General features: G+C 53.7%; 2 rRNA genes. Both read right to left on the bottom strand.

Annotated elements, in window-relative coordinates:
- Positions 1-69 precede the first annotated feature (69 nt).
- Positions 70-184 (bottom strand): 5S ribosomal RNA (gene rrf, locus J0X15_RS19975).
- A 359-nt stretch (positions 185-543) separates the two neighbouring features.
- A 23S ribosomal RNA gene (locus tag J0X15_RS19970) occupies positions 544-3,282 on the bottom strand.
- Between the last annotated feature and the right edge of the window lie 148 nt (positions 3,283-3,430).

The raw sequence follows: 3,430 nt of genomic DNA, 5'->3' as shown, positions 1-3,430 counted from the left end.
TTTGCGCTATCGGCTGTTGGCTTTTTGAGCGCTTTATCGTTTGAAGAGTTTATTATCTGCGTTTTGCAGGCCTGGCGGCGACCTACTCTCCCACACCTTAAGATGCAGTACCATTGGCGCTGGGGAGTTTCACGGCCGAGTTCGGGATGGGATCGGGTGGGGGCTCCCCGCTAGGGCCACCAGGCCGGCAAAGCGCAGACAATATGAGAATGATGTCGCTCACGGCCGAGCGCCCGCGTTGCGGACTGGCCTGCGCGGGCGCGCCACATAAGTGGCGACGGCCGTCGGCCTTGCGAACCTTGCGGTCCGGGCTCGTCTCCTTGAGAGACATCTACTGGTCTTAATTTGATTTGTCGTTTTTTGCAGTGCGTTTTGATTTCACGATTTGCTCTGATCGCTCCACGACGAAGCAAGGCTTCGCAAGGCCAAGTGGCCGCCGGCCGGTCAGGCCGCGTGGTTCGCAGCCGTTGGCGTAAAGCCAACTGCGTGAGAACAAAAAGTGTTGAAGCGTTCACGCTTCAAGATGAACATGGACTAATGAGAGTGATTAAGCCGAACGAGCTATTAGTAAAGCTAAGCTCCATGCATTGCTGCACTTCCACACGCTTCCTATCAACGTGGTGGTCTTCCACGGCTCTTCAGGGAGAACTCGTTTTGAGGTGGGTTTCCCGCTTAGATGCTTTCAGCGGTTATCCCTTCCGTACATAGCTACCCTGCAATGCGGCTGGCGCCACAACAGGTCCACCAGAGGTACGTCCATCCCGGTCCTCTCGTACTAGGGACAGATCCTCTCAATTCTCCTACACCCACGGCAGATAGGGACCGAACTGTCTCGCGACGTTCTGAACCCAACTCACGTACCACTTTAATCGGCGAACAGCCGAACCCTTGGGACCTGCTCCAGCCCCAGGATGTGATGAGTCGACATCGAGGTGCCAAACAATGCCGTCGATATGGACTCTTGGGCATCATCAGCCTGTTATCCCCGGCGTACCTTTTATCCGTTGAGCGATGGCCCTTCCACGAGGGACCACCGGATCACTATGGCCGACTTTCGTCTCTGCTCGACTTGTCAGTCTCGCAGTCAGGCAGGCTTATGCCATTGCACTCAACGAGCGATTTCCGACCGCTCTGAGCCCACCTTCGCGCGCCTCCGTTACCATTTGGGAGGCGACCGCCCCAGTCAAACTACCCGCCACACACGGTCCCGGATATGGTTGTACCGCGGTTAGATATCCAAAACGACAAGGGTGGTATTTCAAGGATGACTCCACATCTGCTGGCGCAAATGCTTCAACGTCTACCACCTATCCTACACATGTCGTCACGAATACCAGTGTGAAGCTGTAGTAAAGGTGCACGGGGTCTTTCCGTCTGACCGCAGGAACCCCGCATCTTCACGGGGAATTCAATTTCACTGAGTCTGTGCTGGAGACAGCGGGGAAGTCGTTACGCCATTCGTGCAGGTCGGAACTTACCCGACAAGGAATTTCGCTACCTTAGGACCGTTATAGTTACGGCCGCCGTTTACCGGGGCTTCAATTCGGAGCTTGCACACCTCCTCTTAACCTTCCGGCACCGGGCAGGCGTCAGACCCTATACGTCGTCTTGCGACTTCGCAGAGCCCTGTGTTTTTGATAAACAGTCGCCACCCCCTGGTCTGTGCCACCCCACACTGGTTGCCCAATATGAGGTCTCCCTTCTCGCGAACTTACGGGAGCAATTTGCCGAGTTCCTTCAGCACAGTTCTCTCAAGCGCCTTGGTATGCTCTACCAGTCCACCTGTGTCGGTTTCGGGTACGGTTTATAGCGGTGGAGCTATTTCCTGGAACACCTTCACCGCACTCCCAATCCAATAAGGGAATACGATACACGGCATCCGTCACTACCACCAAGTACAGGAATATTAACCTGTTTCCCATCGACTACGCCTTTCGGCCTCGCCTTAGGGGCCGACTAACCCTGCTCCGATTAGCGTTGAGCAGGAACCCTTGGACTTTCGGCGAGAGGGTCTCTCACCCTCTTTATCGTTACTCATGTCAGCATTCGCACTTCTGATATCTCCAGGAGCCCTCACGGGTCTCCCTTCGCAGACTTACAGAACGCTCCGCTACCGCATGCACGAAGTGCATGCCCGCAGTTTCGGTGTATGGCTTGAGCCCCGGTACATTTTCGGCGCGGAACCCCTTATTTAGACCAGTGAGCTGTTACGCTTTCTTTAAATGATGGCTGCTTCTAAGCCAACATCCTGGTTGTTTTGGGAGTTCTACATCCTTTCCCACTTAGCCATAACTTAGGGACCTTAACTGGCGGTCAGGGTTGTTTCCCTCTCCACAATGGACGTTAGCACCCACTGTGTGTCTGCCGACTAGTACTTCTCGGTATTCGGAGTTTGGTTAGGATCAGTAAGGCGGTAAGCCCCCATAGCCCATCCAGTGCTCTACCCCCGAGAGTATTCGGTCGACGCTCTACCTAAATAGATTTCGCGGAGAACCAGCTATTTCCGAGTTTGATTGGCCTTTCACCCCTAGCCACAAGTCATCCCCGTCTTTTTCAACAGACGTGGGTTCGGTCCTCCAGTGAGTGTTACCTCACCTTCAACCTGCTCATGGCTAGATCACTCGGTTTCGGGTCTAATCCAACGAACTAAAACGCCCTATTAAGACTCGGTTTCCCTACGCCTACACCTATCGGCTTAAGCTTGCTCGCTAAATTAAGTCGCTGACCCATTATACAAAAGGTACGCTGTCAGGCTTGCGCCCTCCAACTGTTTGTAGGCATCCGGTTTCAGGATCTGTTTCACTCCCCTCGTCGGGGTGCTTTTCACCTTTCCCTCACGGTACTTGTTCACTATCGGTCGACAAGGAGTACTTAGGCTTGGAGGGTGGTCCCCCCATGTTCAGACAGGATTTCACGTGTCCCGCCCTACTCAAGTCCTCATATCTTCAACACCTGTACGGGGCTATCACCCACTAAGGCCCGACTTTCCAGACGGTTCCAGTTAGAAAATACAAGGCACTGGCCTGGTCCGCGTTCGCTCGCCACTACTAGCGGAGTCTCGGTTGATGTCCTTTCCTCCGGGTACTTAGATGTTTCAGTTCCCCGGGTTCGCTTCCCTAAATCGTTAGATAAAGGGATACTCCATACGGAGTGGGTTGCCCCATTCGGAAATCGCCGGATCAAAGCTTATTCGCAGCTCCCCGACGCTTATCGCAGCGTATCACGTCCTTCATCGCCTCTTGTCGCCAAGGCATCCACCGAATGCCCTTATTACACTTAATCACTCTCATTATCGATGTTCATCCTTGCAAAGCAAAGATCATCCTTGAATGTGCACTATCGGCTGCGCCTACTTGAGTGCGATTGCTCGCAAACAAAAAACCCAGTCAATCTGCACAGATGATAACGACCCCCTGCCTTTTGCTGCAGA

It is taken from the genome of Roseibium limicola, assembly GCF_017313085.1.
Taxonomy (GTDB): domain Bacteria; phylum Pseudomonadota; class Alphaproteobacteria; order Rhizobiales; family Stappiaceae; genus Roseibium; species Roseibium limicola.
Note: the sequence above shows the minus strand (reverse complement) of the source record. Positions and strands in the feature narration are given on the sequence as shown.